Raw genomic sequence first — 20,399 nt, 5'->3', positions numbered from 1 at the left:
GCAGGAATGAAAGGAGACTGTTGTGTCTCGTATTGGTAAGAAGCCTGTCCAGATTCCAGCCGGAGTCACTGTGACAGTTGATAACACTCACGTAACCGTTAAAGGTTCTAAGGGAGAGCTTGACCGCACGTTCTCAGAGCTTGTCTCCATCAAGCAGGAGGGCGAGGAGCTTCTCGTTTCCCGCGTTGATGAGTCAAGCGAGTCCAATGCTCAGCAGGGACTCGTTCGCACCCTTCTTCACAACATGGTTGTCGGAGTATCCGAAGGCTTTGAGAAGAAGCTTGAGCTTACCGGCGTTGGTTACCGTGCTACACTCAAGGGCAAAGACCTGGATCTTTCCTTGGGATATTCCCATCCTGTTGTGTATGCGGCGCCTGCAAACATTACGTTTGAGGTTCCTGACAATACTCACATTACGGTCAAGGGCATCTCTAAAGAGCAGGTCGGTCAGGTTGCTGCAGAAATTCGTATGAAGCGCCCGCCTGAGCCATACAAGGGCAAGGGTATTCACTATGAAGGTGAGCATATTCGCAGGAAGCTCGGCAAGGCTGCTAAGTAAAGCGTCTTGACAGGCAAAAGACCGTCACCCCGTCAGGTGGCGGCAACGTCTAAGGAGAAGTAATGAACAAGTTGCAGGCGAAAAAGGCGGGTCTTGCCCGTCGCAAGCGCCGCGTTCGCGCCAAAGTCTTTGGCACCGCCGAGCGCCCGCGTCTCACCGTGCATCGCACGAACGCACACATATACGCTCAAGTCATTGACGACGCATCCGGCAGAACGCTCTGCTCTGCCTCTACGCTTGATTCCGAGTTCCGCGCCAAGGGCGCTGTCGGTTCCAACAAGGAGGCGGCGGAGTTTGTGGGTGAGCTCGTTGGCAAGCGCGCTATCGAGAAGGGCATCGCTGAGGTCACGTTTGACCGCGGCGGTCGCATCTATCACGGTCGCGTCAAGGCTTTAGCAGACGGTGCCCGCAACGCGGGCCTGAAGTTCTAGGAGGATTCAATGGCACGAGATCGTAAGCGCCAGCAGGATACGGATCTTCAGGAGCGCGTCGTTTATATTCACCGCGTTTCTAAGACCGTCAAAGGTGGACGTCGTATGTCTCTGGTGGCCCTCGTGGTCGTCGGCGACGGCAAGGGTAATGTTGGTATTGGTCAGGGACGTTCCGCTGAGGTGCCCCTCGCAATTCAAAAGGGCGTTGAGGACGCAAAGAGGAACATGTTTAAGGTTCCTTTGACTGAGTCCGGCTCTGTCCCTCACGCGGTGATTGGTCACTTTGGCGCCGGCCGCGTTTTGATTAAGCCGGCATTTGAAGGTACCGGCGTTATCGCTGGCGGTCCTATCCGTCCGCTGTTCGAGCTTGCCGGCATCACCAATGTACTTTCCAAGTCTTTGGGCACCAGCAACGCCCTTAACATCATTAAGGCGGCTGCAGAGGGCCTCAAAGCGCTCTCAAGCCCCGAGCAGGCTGCCGAGCGTCGCGGCATTACTACCCGCGAGATGTTCGTCGGGAAGGAGAACTAACGATGGCTAAGAGTCTGACCATCAAGCTGGTTCGAGGCGCGGTAGCAGGCGTCAAGAAGGATCAGACGGCTACCGTGAAAGCTCTCGGTCTTCACAAGATCGGCAGCACCGTTGAACAGCCTGATAATCCAAGCATTCGTGGAATGATCTTCAAGGTCAAGCACCTTGTCGAGGTTGAAGAGAACTAGAGGTAAGTGATATGCAGCTCAAAGATCTTCGCCCCGCTGAGGGCTCGCGCAAGAATCGTAAGCGCGTCGGTCGCGGCAACTCTTCCGGCAAGGGTACTTTTGCCGGACGTGGTATGAACGGCCAGCTCTCCCGCTCTGGTGGCGGAAAGGGCGCGGGCTTCGAAGGCGGCCAGCAGCCATTGGCTATGCGTCTTCCAAAGCTCCCTGGTTTTACTAGTCATAATCGTTGTGAGTACGCTCCTATTAACGTAGCTCGCCTTGATGCGCTTTTTGCTGACGGCGATACCGTTGACGCAGATGCGCTTGTCGCAAAGGGAGTTATCAAGCACAACTACATTCCTGTCAAGGTCCTCGGCGCAGGTGAGCTCTCCAAGAAGCTCACCGTCAAAGTGGACAAGGTCTCCGCTTCTGCGCAAGCCAAGATTGAAGCGGCCGGCGGAAAGGTTGAGGCAGAGTAGTGCTTAAGGGAATCGCCAACGCGTTTCGCGTTTCAGAACTAAGAAATAAGATCCTTTTGACGATACTGATTCTTCTTCTGTATCGTTTTGGAGCTTATCTTCCGGTACCGGGTGCTCCGTTCCAGGAAATGCTTAAGGGATACCAAAACGGTCTTTCCTCTAATGGTGCCATGGCGGTTTTGAACCTGTTTTCAGGCGGCGCTCTTTCCCGCATGTCTGTTTTCAGCCTTGGCATTATGCCCTACATCACGGCGCAGATTATTCTTCAGATGATGCAGTCGGTCATTCCGTCCCTTGGCGAGCTTGCAAAGGACGGCGAAAGCGGCCAGCGCAAGATCACGCAATACACGCGCTACCTTACGGTCGCCCTTGCGCTTCTTAACGCTATCGGCTACCTCTTCCTGTTCAAGAGCTATCATGTTTCTTTTGCGGCTATGGACGGAGTTCCCGAGGCGCTTGAGCATGTGCTGGTCATCTTTACTATGCTGGTCGGCGCTATCATCATCATGTGGCTTGGCGAGATTATTACGCAGCGCGGCGTCGGAAACGGCATGTCGCTTATCATCTTCGCCAATATTATGGCGGGTCTGCCGACGGCTCTGATTTCTTCTGTTACCACACGCGGGAATGCTATTTTGACTGTGGCAACCGTTGTTATCATGCTCATCATCGTGCCCATCATCGTATATGTCGAGCGTGGACAGCGCCGCATTTCTATTACATACGCGAAGCGCGTCGTTGGCCGCAAGCTGATGGGTGGACAGTCAACCTATCTTCCTATCAAGGTCAATACGGCTGGCGTCGTTCCTATTATCTTTGCGTCCGCCATCCTGTATCTTCCGGCTCAGATAGCGGTGTTCTTCCCGAATGTTGGGGGAGTCCAGGCGTTTGCTACGGCGCTTTCCAGAGGTTGGGTCAACTGGGTGCTTTCAATCCTTCTGATTGTGTTCTTTGCGTACTTTTACACCTCAATGGTGTTCAACCCGGAGGAGACAGCTGATCAGCTGAAGAAGCAGGGGGGCTTTATCCCAGGCGTCCGTCCCGGAGCGGCTACGGCAAACTACATTAAGTCTGTTATTGACCGCGTTACCCTTCCTGGTGCTATATTTATGGCGGTGCTCGCGGTTGTCCCGTCAATCATCTTCTGGTTTACCGGAGATCAGCTCATTCAAGCCTTTGGCGGAACGTCAGTCTTGATTATGGTTGGCGTTGCAATGGATACGCTGGCATCGATAGAGAGTCACCTGAAGATGCATAATTACGAAGGCTTCTTTAAGTAAGTCGGATACAAGCAGATTAAAGAGGCCCGGCAACGGGCCTCTTGTTTAAGAATAGAAAGGCTAGGCAAATCATGAACATTGTTCTTCTCGGTGCGCCAGGCGCGGGAAAAGGAACGCAGGCACAGCGCCTTGTTGCTGATTTTGGTCTTGCTCACATTTCTACCGGGGACTTACTCCGCACGGCAGCTAAAGCCCAATCTCCTTTGGGAATCGAGGCAAAGGGCTACATGGATGCAGGCCGGCTCGTTCCCGACCAGCTCGTTATTGATTTGGTAAAAGAGCGCCTCAGCGCCGACGACGCGCAGAGGGGTTTTATTTTGGACGGCTTTCCGCGCAACACTGCTCAGGCGGTGACGCTTGACTCTGAGCTGTCCGCCATGGGCCTCTCCCTTGACGCCGCTTTGCTTGTCTCCGTTGATCCCAAGATCATCATCGATCGCCTGAGCGCGCGGCGTACCTGCAGGAATTGTGGTTATACAGCGCCGGCCGGCATTGACGTATGCCCGAATTGCTCCGGTGAGATGTACCAGCGCGATGACGATAAGCCCGAGACTATCAAACGGCGCCTTGACATTTACGAAAGCCAGACAAGCCCTTTGATTGAGTATTATCGGGGCCATGGCATTCTGAAAGAGGTTGACGGAGATCGTCCTGTCGATGCGGTTTATAACGATGTCAAGGAGATCCTTGCCCTATGATTAACATTAAGACTCCTCAAGAGATTGAAGAAATGAAGGCCGCCGGCGCGCTTTCAAAGGCGGCTCTTCGCCGTGCCGGCCGCATGGTTAAGCCGGGTGTCACAACACTTGAGATTGATCAGGCTCTTGAAGCTTTTATCCGCCTCCACGGCGCGGTACCCACGTTTAAGGGGTATGGTGGATTTCCCGGTACCGTATGCGCATCCGTGAACGAGCAGATTGTTCATGGTATTCCCTCAAGCAATGTCGTATTGCAGGAAGGGGACATCATCTCCATTGACACCGGCGCGACGCTCAACGGTTGGGTAGGCGACAACGCCTGGACGTTTTATGTCGGAGAAGTTGACGAGAAGACCCGTGCGCTTTGCGAGGTTACGCGCGAGTGCCTGAAGGCGGGCATCGAAGCCGCCGTTCCTGGCAATCATTTAGGCGATATCGGAGCCGCCGTTCAGGAACTCGCGGAGTCTCATGGCTACGGGGTTATTCGCGACTTTGTTGGGCATGGCGTCGGCCATGTTATGCATGAGGATCCGGAAGTGAGAAACTACGGCAAGCGCGGCCGTGGCGTGAAGCTTCAGGCGGGTATGGTCATTGCTATTGAGCCGATGATTGCCATGGGCACCTATGAGTGCACGGTGTTGAATAACGGCTGGACCGTTGTTACCGATGACGGACTGCCTGCCGCTCACTATGAGAACACTATTGCCATTACGGCTGATGGACCGGTTGTCCTTACCGAGGATGCCGAAGGCCCCTGGTGCTCCATGCAGGGCGGAGAAGCATAGGCGGGTGCAAGGTACTTCTCGCCTTGGATATGCGGCTTTCAGGAGCCATATATGGTGTACTATGTGTTCTTGCAATTTCCGTTGGACGAGAAGCGGGTGTTTTGGTATGATTTCATATCGCTGTCATTGTGTCGAGAGGATGTACATTGAGCAAACAAGACGCTATTGAGCTGGAAGGTAAGGTCCTGGAGCCCTTGCCAAATGCTATGTTTAACGTTGAGCTCGAGAACGGCAAGACCATCCTCTGCACGATTTCCGGCAAAATCCGCATGAATTACATCCGGATTCTCCCTGGTGACAAGGTCGTTGTGGAGATTTCTCCGTATGACCTCACGAGGGGACGCATCACTTATCGTTACAAATAGGTGATACAGCAGTACAAGTAAGACGATACGTCTGTATTTCACGCCTGCGGCTGGGCGAGTATATATAAGTTCGTGTCAGCAGACCGAAAGGAACACAAATGAAGGTACGTCCTTCGGTAAAGAAGATGTGCGACAAGTGCAAGGTTATTCGTCGCCACGGTAAGGTTTACGTGATTTGCGAGAACCCGCGCCACAAGCAGCGTCAGGGCTAAGGAAGGAGCACCAAGTTGGCCCGTATTAACGGCGTCGACCTGCCGCGCGACAAGCGCGTTGAGGTCGGACTCACCTATCTTTACGGCATTGGCCAGACCCGTGCAACTAAGATTTGCACAGAGACTGGTATCGATGTAAATACGCGTGTCAAGGATCTGACCGAAGATGAGGTCACCAAGATTCGTGATTTTATTGATGCACATTACACCACTGAGGGCGATCTTCGCCGTGAAGTGCGTCAAAACACCGCCCGCCTGATGGAGATTGGCTGCTATCGCGGTCTTCGCCATCGTAAGGGGCTTCCTGTCCACGGTCAGCGTACCCACACCAACGCTCGCACCCGCAAGGGTAAGAAGCGTCAGGTGGGCGGCAAGAAGAAGTAGGCAGGAGAAGTCATATGGCACAAAAGAAAAACGCTCGCACGACGCGCGTCCGCCGCTCGGAGCGTAAGAACATCGCAGTGGGCCAGGCCCACATTAAGAGCACGTTCAACAACACGATCGTGTCTATTTCTGATCCCCAGGGTAACGTCATTTCCTGGCAGTCCGGCGGCACCGTTGGCTTTAAGGGTTCCCGTAAGTCCACGCCGTTTGCGGCACAGCTTGCCGCGGAGGCTGCTGCGAAGGCAGCTATGGAGCATGGTCTTCATAAGGTTGCTGTCTTTGTAAAGGGTCCCGGCTCCGGCCGCGAGACCGCTATCCGTTCCCTTCAGGCCGCAGGCCTCGAGGTTTCGGGCATTCAGGATAAGACCCCTATTGCGCATAACGGCTGCCGTCCTAAAAAGCGCCGTCGCAACTAGCCAGGAAAGGACAAGCAATGGCAATTGATAGGACCCCGGTCCTTAAGAGGTGCCGCCAGCTTGGCATCGATCCCATCGTGATGGGTATCAATAAGGAATCTCACCGTGAGCCGCGTCACCGTCGTCGCCAGGAGAGCGAATACGGTATGCAGCTTCGTGAGAAGCAGAAGGCCAAGTTCATCTACGGCGTCCTTGAGAACCAATTTCATGGTTATTACGAACTTGCTAAGAAGACTCCGGGTATTACAGGCGACAATCTCATGAGCATTCTTGAGACCCGCCTTGACAACGTGGTCTTCCGCCTTGGTTTTGCCCGCACGCGCAAAGAGGCACGTCAGACCGTCCGTCACGGCCACATTACCGTCAACGGAAAGCGCGTTGATATTCCTTCGTATCGTATTAAGAAGGGTGATGTCATCGCGGTTGCCTCTAAGGCCAAAGATCTTCTCCCCATCAAGGAATCTCTCATTGCTTCCGAGCATACGGCGGTTCCCGGTTGGATTGAGCTTGATCTTGACAAGCTCCAGGGTACGGTACTTGAGCTTCCCAATCGTGATCAGATTGACCTCGACATCGACGCTCAGCTGATCGTCGAGCTTTACTCTAAGTAAGCCGACACCGTTTGGAGGTAGCAATGTCCGAATTTATCCGGCCGTCCGTGTCGGTTGAGGAAATTGGCGCAAACGTCGCGCGCGTAAGTGTTGAGCCGCTTGAGCGTGGCTATGGCGATACGCTGGGCAATTCTCTTCGCCGTGTCCTGCTCTCTTCTCTTGAGGGCGTGGCAGTCGAGGCCATTCAGATTGATGGTGTTCAGCATGAGTTTACGACGGTTGATGGCGTCTATGAGGACGTCACCGATATTGTCTTAAACGTCAAGGGACTTGTGTTCCGTTCGCTTGAGAACTTTGATGAGGCTGAGGCTTCCATCACTGTTGATGGACCCAAGGTCATTACGGGCGCTGATATTGAGGTGCCTGCCGGCTTTGAGCTTGTCAATCCCGAGCAGCACATCTGCACGCTCTCTGAGGGAGCTCATCTCTCCATGAGACTGCGTATTGGCGAGGGTCGCGGCTATGTTTCTGGCGAGGATAACGAGCATGACGGTGATCCCATTGGATTTATCAGCGTCGACTCGATCTTCTCTCCGGTACGTCGCTGCGCCAAAGCGGTGGAGCCCTGCCGCGTTGGGCGTCATACCGACTACGACCGTCTGGTGCTTGAGGTAGAGACCAACGGCGCTGTAAGTCCTCGTGAGGCTGTCGTCGAAGCGGCGAACATTATCAACCAGCACATGAATGCCTTTATGGGCTTGACTGAGGTTGAAGAGCCCCTTGAGGAAGTCTCCATTTTCGCAAATGAGGACGTCCAAGATGACAGCGAGCTTGATAAGCAGGTTGAGGATTTGGACCTTTCCGTCCGCTCCTACAACTGCCTTAAGCGCGCGGGCATCCATTCGGTGCGTCAGCTCGTTGATTTCTCTGAGAACGATCTTTTGAACATCAGGAATTTCGGCGTTAAGTCCATCGAAGAAGTGAAAGAAAAGCTTGAGGCTATGGGTCTGTCCCTTAAGGCTTAACCAACGCCGCACATACGCATAGGAGAAGCTATATTATGAGGCACAATAAAAAGAGGGGCATGAAGCTGGGCACTGACGCCAGCCACACCAAGGCTATGAAGAAAAGCCTGGTGCAAGCCCTGTTTAAGAATGATCGTATCAAGACTCTTTCAGAGCGCGCCAAAGCGATTCGCCCTGAGGTTGATCGCGTTATCACATGGGCAAAGCGTGGCGATCTTCATGCGCGCCGTCTTGCCATTGCCAAGGTTGGCGACGCTGAGCTTGTCCGCGAGGTCTTTGAGAAGGCTGCCCAGGGTATGTGGGCGGATCGCCAGGGCGGGTATACCCGCATCATGAAGCTCGGTCCTCGCAAGGGAGACGCTGCTGAGGTCGTTATCATTGAGCTCGTAACCGAGCCGGTGACCGCCAAGGCTGCTCCGAAGAAAGCAAAGGCGAAGGCCACCAAGGTTGCGCCTGCCAAGGCTGAAAAAGTCGAGAAGGATGAGGAGGCCGAGAAGGCGGAGAGTGATGCTCCGGCCAAAGAGACTTCAAAGGCCGAAGAGGCTCCTGCAGACGAGAAACCTGCTGAGTAACTCGCTGATACAGCAACTTTCAGAGGCCCCGGCGTTCGCTGGGGCCTCTGTGCTATGAAGCGTGATTGCTGGCGGGCGTGATTAACGCACAGGATATGACCGCGACAAAAGGCAAAGGTGGTGACTATGATTGCGGTATCTCAGGCAGGCTTTGCCTATCCTCATACAGAAGCGGTACTAACCGATGTCTCTTGTGAGCTACATCGAGGAGAGCGCGTTGTTCTTCTCGGTGCAAACGGATCGGGCAAGACTACGCTTGCGCGACTAATGAATGCGTCTTTGTGTCCGAGTTCAGGAGAAGTGCGCGTTGACGGCACTGTTACAACGGCGCCGTCAGCGAGCATCTCTTCGCGGGTGGGCATGATTCGGCAAGATCCTCAAAATCAGCTGGTCAGCGCTGCTGTGTATGAGGAAGTTGCTTTTGGTCCGTCGAATCTTGGCCTTGCGAAGAAAGAGATTGACAGTCGCGTTGACGAGGCGCTTGCTCTGTGCGGTATTACCTGCCTGCGCCATCGCGCAACGCATGGGCTTTCCGGCGGCGAGCAGCAGCTTGTAGCGCTTGCGTCAACTCTCGCGCTGTCGCCGCGCTATCTCTTGCTTGATGAAGTCTATGCGCAACTTGATGGATATACGCGCGCCAAAATCCGCTCTCGCGTTGACGCTTTGGTCGATGAAGGCATGGGAGTGCTGGAACTTTCGCATTCCGTGGAATCGCTGTGGGGCGCCGACCGTGTAATCTGGCTCGATGGCGGATGTATCGCGTGGAGCGGCTCTCCGAACGACTTTCTTTCCAACTCCGCTTTAGCCGCTCGTGCGGGCATGTTGTCTACGGAATTCTCCCGAGTCCTGCAGAGCGCGGTTGCCAAGGGTTTTAATCTTTCCAGCAGATGCCCTCTGCCCGCTCTTGCCGCATTTATGCGCGAGAAGGGCCTTGTGGCAGAGGGACGTCGTCTGCTTTCAAACGCGCATGCAACAGCAATACCGAGCCTTAAACCGCAGGCGAAGAAGCTCGCGCTTATTGGTGCAACGGTTACCCACGACGGCATGACAGCGCTCTCCCGGTGCTCTCTTGAGGCGGAAGGTGAGCTGGTGCTTGTAGCGGGACGCTCCGGCTCCGGAAAGACTACGGCGGCTCAGGTTATAGCAGGAGTTATCCAGCCACAGGAGGGAGGGGCGCTTCTTGACGGAGAAGCAGTTCGTCTGGGCAGCGTAGGTCTTGCGTTTCAGAATTCGGAAAACCAGGTTTTTGCCGATACAGTCTTTAACGATATTGCTTTCGGTCCTCAGGCCCGCGGTCTGGCGGGAGCCTCTCTTGAAAACTGCGTTTTCACTGCAGCGCAGACTGTCGACCTCGAACATGCTCTTCTGGAGCGGTCTCCCTTTGAGCTTTCCGGCGGGCAGCTGCGGCGTGTGGCGCTCGCGGGTCTTATGGCCTGCCATTTCACCTCTTTCGTGCTGGATGAGCCGACAGCCGGACTTGACGGTACTTCTCGCCAGCGTATCCGCGCCGCGGTTCGTAAACTGGCGGACGATGGCAGTCCGGTAGTGGTTATTTCGCATGACGTGGGGGAGTGGCTCGCGTTTGCCGACCGCATTGTCTTTATGGCCGATGGACATGCTGTTGCCTCGGTAAGCGCCTCTGAGGCGCAGACGAGAGAAGACCTGTATCAGGCAGCAGGTCTTGAGGCGCCGCTTTCGGTGCAGCTCCTGTCTTGTCTTACGGATGCCGAGAAAGGCGGCGTTGATGCCTATGACTAAGAACGGTCTCGGTGTCTATCGCATCGCCAACACCCCTCTTCATCAGCTTGATCCCCGTATCAAATTGCTCGCCTTGTGCGTCTGTGTGGTGGGGTCGTTTGCTGCCCGTCCGCCTTTGGGCATAGCCTGCATGACAGCGCTTTTGGCCGTAGCGCTTGCGTCGTCAAAAACCGCCCCGCTTACCGTGGTTCGCGCGCTCAAGCCTCTGACTGTGGTGCTGATAGCTTCACTTGCGGCAAATACGTTGGTAGTCGTAGGAGCTCCCGATGTGCGCCTAGGCGCGGTGGGTCTCTCGTACGCGGGAGCTCTGCGTGGAGTTTGGGCCGTTGCTCGTATGACGCTTGCACTCGGCTTCGTTCTGGTTTGCTCCGCGACAACATCGGCGACTGAGGTAAGCGCGGCGCTTACTCGTGTCTTGAAGCCACTTTCAAAGTTCGGGCTGGATGTTGACGGGTTTTCGATGATGGTCTCAATCGCTTTGCGCTTCATCCCGATTACTATGGAAGAGCTTGACCGCATCCGTACGGCGCAGCTGATCAGAAGCGGCGCGACAGCCCGGCGTACAGTTCTTTCAGAGCTCAAATCCTGGTTTTCCGTGCTGGTACCTCTGGTGGTATCGCTTTTCCGCCGGTCTGAAGAGCTCGCGCGAGCTCTGTCAGATCGAGCCTTTGGAGCGGCTCCGCGCACGAGCCTGCTTTCGGCGCCGCGCGCATGCGGCTGGATAGTGTTAGGGTTGGTGTTGGCAATTGTCGCAGCGGCTTGCATAATCTTGTAGGTGGCAGAGAAGCGAGAGGGACTAGGGAGCGGGTATGTGCAAAACGGATGAGGCTGTCGAGTGTCGCGAATCTGTCTTTTCAGCAGGTACGCTTGGAATAAAGCTTGGCTACCGCGGCGCCGCGTTTTCCGGTTTCGCCGAGCAGCCTGGAGAGCGTACCGTTGCTGGAGAGCTACGCCGCGCCCTGGAAACGATGTTTCGACGTGAGGTTGATTTCGCCTGTGCGGGAAGGACTGACGCGGGCGTATCGGCGTTGGCGCAGTACATAAGCGTGCCTGTTTTGACAGAGGAAGCGGCAATTCCTGCCACGCGCCTCATGCGTTCGCTGAACGCGCTTACCGATGATGATATTTCCATCCGCGATCTCTATCGGGCTCCCGAGGGTTTCTCGGCACGTTTCGACGCTCTGTCACGAAGCTACCGGTATCGCGTTGCCGCGGGGCCGCGCCCGGTATTGGCGTGGGATCATGCGTGGTGGTACAGCGGCGCCCTTGACGTTTCGGCTATGAACGCTGCTGCTCAGGCACTTGTTGGCGAACATGATTTTAAGAGTTTTTGCAAGGCTGTCTCAGCCGTCGACAAACCGACGCACCGTTATGTCGAGCATATTTCGGTTGTGGAAATTGACGAGGCAGGCGAGAAAATCATCGCTTTCGACATCAAGGGAAACGCCTTTTTGCATACGATGGTGCGAACTATTGTTGGCACGCTTGTTGAGGTTGGACGCGGACATCGAGCGCAGAGCTGGGTACACGAGGTACTTCTCGCGTGCGATAGGTGCGCCGCTGGGCCAACCGCGCCGGCGAAGGGACTGACCTTTGTTGACGTTTCATATCCGCAGGGGATGTTGCAACCGTGGGAGCAATGACCACCCTTTAGGGTCTGACAAGCCAATTTCTCTTTTGCGCTGTGGCGCAATGACTCCACTCGCCGTTTTGTTGCTACCATTCGCGCGGTAAGCCTTTTCAATGGTTTTGCCTTGCCGTCAAAATGGGATAAGAACAAACATTGCGAAGATAGGGTGAGCGGGGAGCGTATATGTTGAAGAAACGCGAGAAATTTGAACGCATTGACGTGCCTCGCGACAACAATCCGTATCGCAACATTATTGGCGGCGCTGTTGTGGTTGCCGTCTGCATTGTGGTAGCCCTTGTATGTTCAACGCTTTGGAATCGGGTGCAACTTGAATCTCATTTGGGAGATCATGCGCTCCACTCGGCGCTGGCTCAGCAAAAAGTTTCATCGGACGATGTAGACGGGTATACGCGTTCGCAAGATGAGTTTACCAGCGTGCTTCTTTTGACAACAGATCAGCTGCGCGGTGACGCTCCGAATCTGCAATCAGCGTCCCTTTTGGTAGTCGATAAGACAGCCGGTAGTGGAACGCTGGTAAAGCTGCCGCTTAACACGGTGGTTACGGATGCCGCCGGAAATACCACTACCTTGGCGGAATTGTTTACTAAAGGAGGCGCTGAAGCCTGCGTTGCTCCTCTCGCCGCGGCGTCAAATATAAAAATCACCCACGTTATCCTGGCGACGCAGGACACATGGGAGCAGATTGCGAATTTGTCGGGATCGGGTGCGCAGGCGCTCGTCAATAATTCAGGCAAGCTTCTGTCGACGCTTTACACGGATATGAAACCCAGCCAGCTGTTGGAACTTGCTGAAACAGTACAACCTATTGGCATCGAAAATCTTAACCGCGTGGACATAGAGACGTCCGAGGATGAAGCAGGCACTACACTCGATCAGGTAAGCCTCGGACAAAGTGTCGGGCTCTTGGTACGCAATTAGATCTGTCCACAATTGACCTGTACGAAACTAGCCCGCGCGCAATGAGACCTGTTTGGCCGGTTTAGGCACGAGCGACGCTCCGGTTACGATGAGCGGCGACTCTTGAGCAGGCTGAGCACCGTTGCCGCGCCGCCGGTTTTCGTGCGATACCAGCCTTCACTAATCAGATACAGCATATGTGACAGTGCGTGTCTTTTTGGTACCCGCAGGCCCTGCGCTTCCGCTACCAGCACTGTTCCCGCTCTGCCAATACGCGCGTCCGAAAAGACCAAGTCAGCTCGCAGGCGATGTGTGCTTTGGGTAAGGAGCTTGTGCGCGCACACATCGATCGTCTCTGTTTTTCCGTGCACCGCGCGCTCTTCAAGAGCCTCTTTGGTAAGCAGCGCATAATTAACGCCGCGCACCGTCAGCGCTCGCAGCACACGTTCATCGGTTATGTTGCGGCGTTCAGCCTCATCCATCATGTCGTTCCAGCGCTCAAGGGGTACAAGGGGAGCACGCCTAGCAAAATCACGCGCTTCCGCGATGCCGTTTTCTCGGTAGCAATAGAATGCCTCATCAACGTAGGCAAGGCGAGCCCCCGCGCAATGAGAAGCCACAAGAAACGGGTTATCCGCCCATCCCGCACCGGGAATCTCTTTGAAACGGACTTTGTTTTCAAGGAGAAATTCTCTGCGGTAGATTGCCGACCAAATCGAGGGGTGGTGGAGCAAAAGCTCAATGCCATCGCCGATAAAAAACGGCTGGCCGGCCGGTTTGACGCGGTCCTTATAGGCGCAGGGCAGCGGACGATTACGGGAAGATTCGCGCTTTTGTGAGGCGGCACCAGGGTCGTGAGCGCCCTTCTCGCTATCAAATATCCGCCAGTATGCAGAGCGGACGATATCAACGTGTTCGTTTCCTCCGAGAGCGTCGGCCTGCGCGAGAAGCGCCTCATACATGCGCGGTTCAAGGTAGTCATCCGGCTCTACGATTGAGATCCAGTCGCCGCGGGCGGTGGCAAGACCAAGGTTGCAGGCGGCTCCATAGCCCGCGTTTGCTTTGTCGATAACGGTGATACGATTATCGTGAGCCGCGCGCGCATGAAGGATGTCGAGCGAGTTGTCCTTTGAACCATCGTTTATGCAGAGAATCTCAAGGTTCGTATAGGTCTGCGCCTGTACGCTGTCCAGACATTGCGCAAGGTACTTCTCGGCGTTGTATATAGGAACGATGATGGAAACAAGATGAGTGCTTGTCTTTGAATTGCTCATGCTGACTCCTTTTGTAGCTGTTCTATACTATACCGACAGATACATACGCACCAAACGGATTCGTCTTTTGGGGGATTATGAATCGTCCTGCCCTTGTGATAGTGACCTATAAGCGCCAGGAACTGCTGAGCGGTTTGCTGAAGTCTGTTGTGGAGCTTACGCGCGCTCCGTGGCGCATTATCGTTGTCGACAATGAACATTCCCGTCTGACCGCCGATTTGGTAGAGCGTTTTTCAGCGGAAGTGGAAAAGAAATGGGGCGCCACTAAGGACGATCCTGACGCGCGGGGAGGTACATCCCGCGTGCTGTACGTGCCAATGGCTCAAAATACCGGTGGCTCCGGCGGCTTTTCCGAGGGTGTACGGCAGGCGTACGAACTTGGCGCCGAGTGGTTTTGGGTGATGGACGATGATGTTGCCGTCGTGCCTGAAGGTCTGGAGCGTTTGGACGCGTGGTGCGACAAGGCCGACGTTATCCAAGGTCAGCGCTATGACGTCGACGGATCACCATTCTTTTGGCAGTATCGTTTCAGCACGTCAATGGGTATTTACAACCCGCTCGCTAAAGCCGGCTTTCAAGGTGTCGCGTACCGTAAGTGCAATGTCATGTGTTTTGAAGGAGCATTCTTTCGCCGCACGATCGTTGAGCAAATCGGTCTGCCGGACGCCCGCTTCTTCATTTACTGGGACGACGCTCTGTACGGATACCTTGCCAGCAAGGTGACGCAACCAATTCTCATTCCCGATTTCATACTGAGGCGTTGCCGAGAAGTACCTGGTCAAGGGATTGGCTCTGTGCGGCAGCTCAATTCCACATCCGATATGACGCGCTACTACATCACGCGCAACCGCGGCTATATGGCTCGCTATTTTCAAGAAAAGGGCGATTACAACCGTTGGATGTTTGGGTTGGGAACGTTTTTGACATTTGCGAAAGAGCTGATACGCATTGCGCTTGTCGACCGTAAACATTTCCGCTCAGGGTGGGCCAAGCTCTACCAAGGTTGGCGTGATGCGCGTGTTATCTATCGAGATCCTACATGGAAGCCCATGCCGCCACTCAAGTAGCGTTTTCCACCCGTCAGCCTCCCTTCCACCCACCCTCTCGTTCCCGAATTGTGGAGGATTTGTGAAGACGGCCTTTTCGGGTCTTTCGAAGGGGGGTAGAGACTATAGTTATTCCCCGCGCGACGCTGACAGACCTACTAAAAGCGCAGCGCAGCGAACCTTGAAAACCGGATACTGAGATCGTAAAAGATCGACAAAGACAGACTAGCGAAATAATCGAATGTGAATGCAAATTCACGCCAATTCTTATATTTCAGCGAATCCGAGATCAGCGTGATCTAAGCGAGGATTTATACTCACCTCTTTTAACCTCTACAGGCACATGTGTCTGTATCAGTTTGAATGGAGAGTTCGATCCTGGCTCAGGATGAACGCTGGCGGCGCGCCTAACACATGCAAGTCGAACGATTAAAGCACCTTTTAGGTGTGTATAAAGTGGCGAACGGCTGAGTAACACGTGGGCAACCTGCCCTCCTCTTGGGGATAGCCTCGGGAAACCGAGGATAATACCCGATACTTCACTTGAGCCGCATGACTCAAGTGAGAAAGCTTTTGCGGAGAAGGATGGGCCCGCGGCCTGTTAGCTTGTTGGTGGGGTAGAGGCCTACCAAGGCAATGATGGGTAGCTGGGTTGAGAGACCGACCAGCCAGATTGGGACTGAGACACGGCCCAGACTCCTACGGGAGGCAGCAGTGGGGAATCTTGCACAATGGGCGAAAGCCTGATGCAGCGACGCCGCGTGCGGGACGAAGGCCTTCGGGTTGTAAACCGCTTTCAGCAGGGACGAGGCGTAAGTGACGGTACCTGCAGAAGAAGCCCCGGCTAACTACGTGCCAGCAGCCGCGGTAATACGTAGGGGGCAAGCGTTATCCGGATTCATTGGGCGTAAAGCGCTCGTAGGCGGTCTGTTAGGTCGGGAGTTAAATCCGGAGGCTCAACCTCCGTCCGCTCCCGATACCGGCAGACTTGAGTTTGGTAGGGGAAGGTGGAATTCCTAGTGTAGCGGTGGAATGCGCAGATATTAGGAAGAACACCAGTGGCGAAGGCGGCCTTCTGGGCCATAACTGACGCTGAGGAGCGAAAGCTAGGGGAGCAAACAGGATTAGATACCCTGGTAGTCCTAGCTGTAAACGATGGACACTAGGTGTGGGGGAGCCTTTCCTCCGTGCCGCAGCTAACGCATTAAGTGTCCCGCCTGGGGAGTACGGCCGCAAGGCTAAAACTCAAAGGAATTGACGGGGACCCGCACAAGCAGCGGAGCATGTGGTTTAATTCGAAGCAACGCGAAGAACCTTACCAGGGCTTGACATATAGGTGAAGCGGCGGAAACGTCGTGGCCGAAAGGAGCCTATACAGGTGGTGCATGGCTGTCGTCAGCTCGTGTCGTGAGATGTTAGGTTAAGTCCTGCAACGAGCGCAACCCTCGTCGTATATTGCCAGCGGCTCGGCCGGGCACCTATACGAGACCGCCGGCGTCAAGCCGGAGGAAGGTGGGGACGACGTCAAGTCATCATGCCCCTTATGTCCTGGGCTACACACGTGCTACAATGGCCGGCACAATGAGCTGCCAACCCGCAAGGGTGAGCGAATCTCGAAAGCCGGCCCCAGTTCGGATTGGAGGCTGCAACCCGCCTCCATGAAGTCGGAGTTGCTAGTAATCGCGGATCAGCACGCCGCGGTGAATGCGTTCCCGGGTCTTGTACACACCGCCCGTCACACCACCCGAGTCGATTGCACCCGAAGTCGTCAGCCTAACCGTTTGGAGGGAGACGCCGAAGGTGTGGTTGGTAAGGGGGGTGAAGTCGTAACAAGGTAGCCGTACCGGAAGGTGCGGCTGGATCACCTCCTTTCTAGGGAGATACCCTCATCTAGATTGATTTACTTTATTTGAGTACCCTCGCAATGTATCAACACTGAAATCTTTGTCCGCATATGCGTCAGTATCCGGTCTCGAGGGTTCGCCCTCGCGTACCTTGAGAGCTGCATAGTGTGATTAATTCGATTTTCTTCAAGAAGATCGCATCTGTAGATACTTTTGCCGATACGGCAAAAGTGCAATCAAGTATGTTCAAACCATTAAAAGAAGATGGTAAGGGCAAACGGTGGATGCCTTGGCACAAGAAGCCGATGAAGGACGTGATAAGCTGCGATAAGCCACGGTGAGGTGCACATAACCTTTGACCCGTGGATGTCCGAATGGGTAAACCCACTAGATTTAATCGTCTAGTACTTCCTGCTGAATCTATAGGCAGGAGTGAGGTAACCGGGGGAACTGAAACATCTAAGTACCCCGAGGAAGAGAAATCAAACGAGATTCCCCAAGTAGTGGCGAGCGAACGGGGATATAGGACAAACCGGAAGTTGCGCAAGCGCTTTCGGGGTTGTAGGACCACACACCATAGAAGTTACAAAACATCGTGGAAGCAAAACGGTATGGAAAGGCCGGCCAAAGAGGGTTAAAGCCCCGTATGCGAATCTGCGATGTCTTCTCGTGTGGCACCTGAGTACTGCCGGACACGTGAAACCCGGTGGGAACCTGGGGGGTCCACCCTCCAATCCTAAATACTCTCTTGTGACCGATAGTGAACCAGTACCGTGAGGGAAAGGTGAAAAGTACCCCGATGAGGGGAGTGAAATAGTACCTGAAACCGTTTGCCTACAAGCAGTCGGAGCAGACTTTTGTCTGTGACGGCGTGCCTTTTGTAGAATGAGCCAGCGAGTTACGGCATGTGGCAAGGTTAAGCTCAAAAGCGAGCCGCAGCGAAAGCGAGTCTGAATAGGGCGCGTGAGTCGCATACCGTAGACGCGAAGCCAGGTGAGCTATCCATGAGCAGGCTGAAGCGGGGGTAAGACCCCGTGGAGGGCCGAACCCACTTAGGTTGAAAACTGAGGGGATGACTTGTGGATAGGAGTGAAAGGCCTATCAAACCTGGAGATATCTCGTTCTCCCCGAAATAGCTTTAGGGCTAGCCTCGGACGTTTACCCGTGGGGGTAGAGCACTGAATAGTTGCGGGGGCTTCACCGCCTACCAAGATTAATCAAACTCCGAATACCATAGGGTCCAAAGTCCGGGAGTCAGAATATGTGGGCTAAGCTGTGTATTCAAAAGGGAAACAGCCCAGACCGCCCGCTAAGGTCCCAAAATCTATGCTAAGTGGCAAAGGATGTGCGTTTGCTCAGACAACCAGGATGTTGGCTTAGAAGCAGCCATTCATTTAAAGAGTGCGTAATAGCTCACTGGTCGAGTGGACATGCGCCGACAATATACGGGGCTAAGCATAGTACCGAAGCGGCGGACTTGCACGTATGTGTAAGTGGTAGGGGAGCTTTCTGTTTGGGTTGAAGCAGTCGGATAACCGGCTGTGGACTGACCAGAAGTGAGAATGCTGGCATGAGTAACGAAAGACGAGTAAAAAACTCGTCCGCCGTACACCTAAGGGTTCCTGGGCAAGGCTAATCCTCCCAGGGTCAGGCGGGAGCTAAGGCGAGGCCGGAAGGCGTAGTCGATGCACAACAGGTAGATATTCCTGTCCCTCCGCACAAGCGCTATCACCAATGGGGTGACGGAGCAGGGTAGCTGGTCGGGGTTCTGGACGTCCCCGTGAAGACACGTAGGCTAAGAAGTAGTAAAACGCGCTTCTTATGAGGCTGAGGTGTCTGACGAAGCAACTGAGTGAAGCTAGTGAGCCCATACTTCCAAGAAAAACCTCTAGGGAGCTTGTCGGAGCCCGTACCAAAACCGACACAGGTAGGTGGGTAGAGCATACCAAGGCGATCGGGAGAACTATGGTTAAGGAACTCGGCAAAATTGCCCCGTAACTTCGGAAGAAGGGGTGCCGGTTTGGGTGATAAGACACGCTCTTTGAGCCTCGGCCGGTCACAGTAAATAGGTCCAAGCGACTGTTTATCAAAAACACAGGACTCTGCTGAAGTCGTAAGACGACGTATAGGGTCTGACGCCTGCCCGGTGCTGGAAGGTCACGAGGAGTTGTTAGCGTATGCGAAGCAGCGAATCTAAGCCCCAGTAAACGGCGGCCGTAACTATAACGGTCCTAAGGTAGCGAAATTCCTTGTCGGGTAAGTTCCGACCTGCACGAAAGGCGTAACGATTTGGACGCTGTCTCAACCATAGACCCGGTGAAATTGCACTAGTCGTGAAGATGCGACTTACCCGCAGAAGGACGGAAAGACCCCGTGAACCTTTACTGCAGCTTGACATTGGCTGCCGGTTCGTCGTGTAGAGGATAGGTGGGAGACTTTGAACCAGGGACGCCAGTTTCTGGGGAGTCACCCTTGGAATACCACCCTCGACGTTTCGGCATCCTAACCTGCGACCGTTATCCGGCGTGGGGACCGTGTCAGGTGGGTAGTTTGACTGGGGCGGTCGCCTCCTAAAATGTAACGGAGGCGCACGTAAGGTCTGCTCAGAATGGTCGGCAACCATTCTTTTGAGTGCAAGAGCATAAGCAGGCTTGACTGCGAGACTTACAAGTCGAGCAGATGGGAAACCAGGTTCTAGTGATCCGGCGGCTCAGAGTGGTATGGCCGTCGCTCAACGGACAAAAGGTACTCCGGGGATAACAGGCTGATCTTCCCCAAGAGTCCACATCGACGGGAAGGTTTGGCACCTCGATGTCGGCTCATCGCATCCTGGGGCTGGAGCAGGTCCCAAGGGTATGGCTGTTCGCCATTTAAAGCGGTACGCGAGCTGGGTTCAGAACGTCGTGAGACAGTTCGGTCCCTATCCTCTGTGGGCGTAGGAAAATTGAGGGAGGCTGCCCCTAGTACGAGAGGACCGGGGTGGACGGACCTCCGGTGTACGGGTTGTCAACCAATGGCAGAGCCCGGTAGCTGAGTCCGGTTGGGATAACCGCTGAAAGCATCTAAGCGGGAAGCCCATCCCAAGATGAGTTTTCCTTTCGGTAAGACCCCTTGTAGACTACGAGGTTGATAGGTTGCAGATGTACGTGCGGCAACGCATTTAGTCGAGCAATACTAATCGGTCGAGCTCTTCTTTTCAAACATACTTTTACCAAACGCGATCCTTCTTCGATCGAACAATCACACTGTGCGGCCCTCAGGGTACGTGAGCGAAAGCCTCGCTTGAAAGTCGAATACCCCTTGTTGGTCAGCGATTATGGCAGGGAAGGCACACCTGGTCCCATTCCGAACCCAGAAGTTAAGCTCCCGAGCGCCGATGGTACTGCGGAGGAAGTCCGTGGGAGAGCAGGACGTCGCTGACCAACAAGGGGCATTTGCATAGAGAGGGACTTTTGTGTGCGCGTATGTGGAGGC

General features: G+C 54.5%; 21 protein-coding genes and 3 rRNA genes. 23 read left to right on the top strand and 1 reads right to left on the bottom strand.

The genetic code is table 11. From position 1 onward, the window contains the following. The first annotated feature begins 22 nt into the window (after positions 1 to 22). From rplF to HMPREF1527_RS06020, 19 genes are all read left to right on the top strand, one after another. Positions 23 to 559: a 50S ribosomal protein L6 gene (gene rplF / locus HMPREF1527_RS06110; RefSeq protein WP_016477827.1), complete on the top strand. Its 537-nt coding sequence runs from the start codon at positions 23 to 25 to the stop codon at positions 557 to 559. Between the two features lie 62 nt (positions 560 to 621). Then, entirely contained in the window at positions 622 to 990 is a 369-nt protein-coding gene (gene rplR / locus HMPREF1527_RS06105) for a 50S ribosomal protein L18 (protein WP_016477826.1), read from the top strand. Positions 991 to 999: 9 nt separating this feature from the next. Beyond that, a complete protein-coding gene (gene rpsE, locus HMPREF1527_RS06100; protein WP_016477825.1) occupies positions 1,000 to 1,521 on the top strand; it encodes a 30S ribosomal protein S5 in 522 nt (173 codons plus the stop codon). Between the two features lie 2 nt (positions 1,522 to 1,523). Continuing rightward, the gene (gene rpmD, locus HMPREF1527_RS06095) at positions 1,524 to 1,709 is read left to right on the top strand and encodes a 50S ribosomal protein L30 (RefSeq protein WP_016477824.1); all 186 of its coding nucleotides are present in this window, start codon (positions 1,524 to 1,526) and stop codon (positions 1,707 to 1,709) included. Positions 1,710 to 1,720: 11 nt separating this feature from the next. Next, a complete protein-coding gene (gene rplO, locus HMPREF1527_RS06090; protein WP_016477823.1) occupies positions 1,721 to 2,167 on the top strand; it encodes a 50S ribosomal protein L15 in 447 nt (148 codons plus the stop codon). Then, complete coding sequence (secY, locus tag HMPREF1527_RS06085; protein WP_016477822.1) at positions 2,167 to 3,447, top strand: preprotein translocase subunit SecY; 1,281 nt, start codon at positions 2,167 to 2,169, stop codon at positions 3,445 to 3,447. The genes rplO and secY overlap by 1 nt, the downstream gene beginning before the upstream one ends. Positions 3,448 to 3,518: 71 nt before the next feature. After that, a complete protein-coding gene (locus tag HMPREF1527_RS06080; protein WP_016477821.1) occupies positions 3,519 to 4,145 on the top strand; it encodes an adenylate kinase in 627 nt (208 codons plus the stop codon). After that, the gene (gene map, locus HMPREF1527_RS06075; protein WP_016477820.1) at positions 4,142 to 4,930 is read left to right on the top strand and encodes a type I methionyl aminopeptidase; all 789 of its coding nucleotides are present in this window, start codon (positions 4,142 to 4,144) and stop codon (positions 4,928 to 4,930) included. Before HMPREF1527_RS06080 ends, map begins: the two co-directional genes overlap by 4 nt. Positions 4,931 to 5,076: 146 nt before the next feature. Beyond that, positions 5,077 to 5,295 carry a translation initiation factor IF-1 gene (infA, locus tag HMPREF1527_RS06070; RefSeq protein ID WP_003149988.1) on the top strand — a complete coding sequence of 73 codons (219 nt, stop codon included), beginning with the start codon at positions 5,077 to 5,079 and terminating at the stop codon, positions 5,293 to 5,295. Between the two features lie 98 nt (positions 5,296 to 5,393). Beyond that, positions 5,394 to 5,507 (top strand): 50S ribosomal protein L36, encoded by a 114-nt coding sequence (gene rpmJ, locus HMPREF1527_RS06065; RefSeq protein ID WP_002563183.1) that lies wholly within the window; start codon positions 5,394 to 5,396, stop codon positions 5,505 to 5,507. Positions 5,508 to 5,522: 15 nt separating this feature from the next. Next, a complete protein-coding gene (gene rpsM, locus HMPREF1527_RS06060) occupies positions 5,523 to 5,891 on the top strand; it encodes a 30S ribosomal protein S13 (protein WP_016477819.1) in 369 nt (122 codons plus the stop codon). Positions 5,892 to 5,905: 14 nt separating this feature from the next. Then, complete coding sequence (gene rpsK, locus HMPREF1527_RS06055) at positions 5,906 to 6,307, top strand: 30S ribosomal protein S11 (RefSeq protein WP_012809220.1); 402 nt, start codon at positions 5,906 to 5,908, stop codon at positions 6,305 to 6,307. 17 nt (positions 6,308 to 6,324) lie between these two features. Next, positions 6,325 to 6,918: a 30S ribosomal protein S4 gene (gene rpsD, locus HMPREF1527_RS06050; protein ID WP_016477818.1), complete on the top strand. Its 594-nt coding sequence runs from the start codon at positions 6,325 to 6,327 to the stop codon at positions 6,916 to 6,918. A gap of 23 nt (positions 6,919 to 6,941) precedes the next feature. Then, positions 6,942 to 7,883, top strand: coding sequence for a DNA-directed RNA polymerase subunit alpha (locus tag HMPREF1527_RS06045; protein ID WP_016477817.1), 942 nt, complete (start codon positions 6,942 to 6,944; stop codon positions 7,881 to 7,883). 35 nt (positions 7,884 to 7,918) lie between these two features. Beyond that, entirely contained in the window at positions 7,919 to 8,455 is a 537-nt protein-coding gene (gene rplQ, locus HMPREF1527_RS06040) for a 50S ribosomal protein L17 (RefSeq protein ID WP_016477816.1), read from the top strand. 126 nt (positions 8,456 to 8,581) lie between these two features. Beyond that, positions 8,582 to 10,213 (top strand): ABC transporter ATP-binding protein, encoded by a 1,632-nt coding sequence (locus tag HMPREF1527_RS06035; RefSeq protein WP_016477815.1) that lies wholly within the window; start codon positions 8,582 to 8,584, stop codon positions 10,211 to 10,213. Next, positions 10,200 to 10,988, top strand: a complete 789-nt coding sequence (locus tag HMPREF1527_RS06030; protein ID WP_016477814.1) for an energy-coupling factor transporter transmembrane protein EcfT — start codon at positions 10,200 to 10,202, stop codon at positions 10,986 to 10,988. The genes HMPREF1527_RS06035 and HMPREF1527_RS06030 overlap by 14 nt, the downstream gene beginning before the upstream one ends. 34 nt (positions 10,989 to 11,022) lie before the next feature. After that, positions 11,023 to 11,856, top strand: coding sequence for a tRNA pseudouridine(38-40) synthase TruA (truA, locus tag HMPREF1527_RS06025; protein ID WP_016477813.1), 834 nt, complete (start codon positions 11,023 to 11,025; stop codon positions 11,854 to 11,856). 170 nt (positions 11,857 to 12,026) lie between these two features. Then, on the top strand, positions 12,027 to 12,782 hold the full coding sequence (locus HMPREF1527_RS06020; protein WP_016477812.1) for a hypothetical protein: 756 nt from the start codon (positions 12,027 to 12,029) through the stop codon (positions 12,780 to 12,782). Positions 12,783 to 12,865: 83 nt separating this feature from the next. Here HMPREF1527_RS06020 and HMPREF1527_RS06015 read toward each other — a convergent pair whose 3' ends face one another. Then, positions 12,866 to 14,035 (bottom strand): glycosyltransferase, encoded by a 1,170-nt coding sequence (locus tag HMPREF1527_RS06015; RefSeq protein ID WP_016477811.1) that lies wholly within the window; start codon positions 14,033 to 14,035, stop codon positions 12,866 to 12,868. 77 nt (positions 14,036 to 14,112) lie between these two features. Here HMPREF1527_RS06015 and HMPREF1527_RS06010 point away from each other — a divergent pair, with 77 nt between their 5' ends. The 4 genes from HMPREF1527_RS06010 (at position 14,113) to rrf (ending at position 20,347) form a co-directional block, all read left to right on the top strand. Then, the gene (locus HMPREF1527_RS06010; protein WP_016477810.1) at positions 14,113 to 15,102 is read left to right on the top strand and encodes a glycosyltransferase; all 990 of its coding nucleotides are present in this window, start codon (positions 14,113 to 14,115) and stop codon (positions 15,100 to 15,102) included. Between the two features lie 339 nt (positions 15,103 to 15,441). Next, positions 15,442 to 16,953, top strand: a 16S ribosomal RNA gene (locus HMPREF1527_RS06005). 229 nt (positions 16,954 to 17,182) lie between these two features. After that, positions 17,183 to 20,123 (top strand): 23S ribosomal RNA (locus HMPREF1527_RS06000). A gap of 108 nt (positions 20,124 to 20,231) precedes the next feature. Then, positions 20,232 to 20,347: ribosomal RNA gene (gene rrf / locus HMPREF1527_RS05995) — 5S ribosomal RNA — on the top strand. The 16S, 23S and 5S rRNA genes sit together here, the layout of an rRNA operon. Positions 20,348 to 20,399: the final 52 nt, after the last annotated feature.

The organism is Atopobium sp. oral taxon 199 str. F0494, assembly GCF_000411555.1.
GTDB lineage: Bacteria > Actinomycetota > Coriobacteriia > Coriobacteriales > Atopobiaceae > Lancefieldella.
Note: the sequence above shows the minus strand (reverse complement) of the source record. Positions and strands in the feature narration are given on the sequence as shown.

What these genes read in the sequence shown, in the direction of transcription:
- rpsK (WP_012809220.1), top strand. Translation starts at nt 5,906, where the DNA reads ATGGCACAAAAGAAAAACGCTCGCACGACGCGCGTCCGCCGCTCGGAG.
- HMPREF1527_RS06015 (WP_016477811.1), bottom strand. Translation starts at nt 14,035, where the DNA reads ATGAGCAATTCAAAGACAAGCACTCATCTTGTTTCCATCATCGTTCCT.
- rplO (WP_016477823.1), top strand. Translation starts at nt 1,721, where the DNA reads ATGCAGCTCAAAGATCTTCGCCCCGCTGAGGGCTCGCGCAAGAATCGT.
- rpmD (WP_016477824.1), top strand. Translation starts at nt 1,524, where the DNA reads ATGGCTAAGAGTCTGACCATCAAGCTGGTTCGAGGCGCGGTAGCAGGC.
- rpmJ (WP_002563183.1), top strand. Translation starts at nt 5,394, where the DNA reads ATGAAGGTACGTCCTTCGGTAAAGAAGATGTGCGACAAGTGCAAGGTT.
- HMPREF1527_RS06030 (WP_016477814.1), top strand. Translation starts at nt 10,200, where the DNA reads ATGCCTATGACTAAGAACGGTCTCGGTGTCTATCGCATCGCCAACACC.
- HMPREF1527_RS06045 (WP_016477817.1), top strand. Translation starts at nt 6,942, where the DNA reads ATGTCCGAATTTATCCGGCCGTCCGTGTCGGTTGAGGAAATTGGCGCA.
- map (WP_016477820.1), top strand. Translation starts at nt 4,142, where the DNA reads ATGATTAACATTAAGACTCCTCAAGAGATTGAAGAAATGAAGGCCGCC.
- HMPREF1527_RS06010 (WP_016477810.1), top strand. Translation starts at nt 14,113, where the DNA reads ATGAATCGTCCTGCCCTTGTGATAGTGACCTATAAGCGCCAGGAACTG.
- rplQ (WP_016477816.1), top strand. Translation starts at nt 7,919, where the DNA reads ATGAGGCACAATAAAAAGAGGGGCATGAAGCTGGGCACTGACGCCAGC.
- HMPREF1527_RS06020 (WP_016477812.1), top strand. Translation starts at nt 12,027, where the DNA reads ATGTTGAAGAAACGCGAGAAATTTGAACGCATTGACGTGCCTCGCGAC.
- HMPREF1527_RS06035 (WP_016477815.1), top strand. Translation starts at nt 8,582, where the DNA reads ATGATTGCGGTATCTCAGGCAGGCTTTGCCTATCCTCATACAGAAGCG.
- rpsE (WP_016477825.1), top strand. Translation starts at nt 1,000, where the DNA reads ATGGCACGAGATCGTAAGCGCCAGCAGGATACGGATCTTCAGGAGCGC.
- HMPREF1527_RS06080 (WP_016477821.1), top strand. Translation starts at nt 3,519, where the DNA reads ATGAACATTGTTCTTCTCGGTGCGCCAGGCGCGGGAAAAGGAACGCAG.
- rpsD (WP_016477818.1), top strand. Translation starts at nt 6,325, where the DNA reads ATGGCAATTGATAGGACCCCGGTCCTTAAGAGGTGCCGCCAGCTTGGC.
- rplR (WP_016477826.1), top strand. Translation starts at nt 622, where the DNA reads ATGAACAAGTTGCAGGCGAAAAAGGCGGGTCTTGCCCGTCGCAAGCGC.
- truA (WP_016477813.1), top strand. Translation starts at nt 11,023, where the DNA reads ATGTGCAAAACGGATGAGGCTGTCGAGTGTCGCGAATCTGTCTTTTCA.